Here is a 1,119-nt window from a genome sequence, read left to right on the forward strand (position 1 = left end):
GGTGGTATTCGTGGCGGATGGAATAATCTTTTAGCAGTGATTCCAGGAGGTGCTTCTTGTCCTGTTGTTCGTGGAGAAGAGATGGTTGATGCGATCATGGATTTTGACGGGATGCGCGATGTCGGGTCTTCTTTTGGTACTGGCGGTGTCATTGTTATGGATAAATCAACGGATATTATCAAGGCAATTTGGCGTATAGCGGCTTTTTTCAAACATGAAAGTTGTGGTCAGTGTACGCCGTGTCGTGAAGGTACAGGGTGGATGATGCGTCTTTTAGGGCGTATGGTTGAGGGAAGAGCACAAAAACGTGAGATTGATCTTTTGTTTGAAGTGTCTAAACAGGTTGAAGGGCATACGATTTGCGCTCTTGGTGATGCGGCGGCATGGCCTATACAGGGGTTAATCCGCAATTTTCGCCCAGAAATTGAGCGTAGAATTGATGAATACACGCGAAATGTCGTGCAAAGGAAAAATATTGCTTTGGAAGTGATTGGATAGAGGTCTTTGTTTTAAGAGCAATGAAATGCAAGTTTAAGTGGATTATCCGCAGGCTGGATGGGTGATGATAAATATCAAAGTTGATGGTAAAGAGATTGAAGTCCCTGATTACTATACGTTGCTTCAGGCAGCGGAGGCGGCTGGTGCTGAAGTGCCACGTTTTTGTTTTCATGAAACTTTATCAATTGCTGGAAATTGTCGCATGTGCTTGGTTGAGGTTAAGGGAGGACCTCCAAAACCTCAGGCTTCTTGTGCTATGGGGGTTCGTGATTTGCGTGCAGGGCCTAATGGTGAAGCACCAGAAATTTTTACCAATACAGAGATGGTAAAAAAAGCCCGTGAAGGTGTGATGGAGTTCCTTCTCATTAATCACCCTTTGGATTGTCCTGTCTGTGATCAGGGTGGAGAATGTGATCTTCAAGATCAAGCAATGCTCTATGGACGTGATTGTTCTCGCTATACAGAAAATAAGCGTGCTGTAGAAGATAAATATATTGGACCACTGGTGAAAACGGTTATGACACGCTGCATTCATTGTACACGTTGTGTCCGTTTTACAACAGAAGTAGCAGGTATTTCTGAACTTGGCTTGATCGGTCGTGGTGAAGATGCTGAAATTAC

Annotated in this window: 2 protein-coding genes; both read left to right on the forward strand. The window is 44.1% G+C overall.

All coding sequences use genetic code 11. The annotated features are described in order from the left end of the window. Nucleotides 1–498, forward strand: a 498-nt coding sequence (locus tag FS875_RS09970; protein ID WP_281282260.1) for an NADH-ubiquinone oxidoreductase-F iron-sulfur binding region domain-containing protein, incomplete at its 5' end; no start/stop codon positions are given. A gap of 64 nt (nt 499–562) precedes the next feature. Continuing rightward, the coding region (locus tag FS875_RS09975; protein WP_144756288.1) for an NADH-quinone oxidoreductase subunit G at nt 563–1,119 on the forward strand (557 nt) is incomplete at its 3' end.

This window comes from Bartonella saheliensis, from assembly GCF_902162175.1.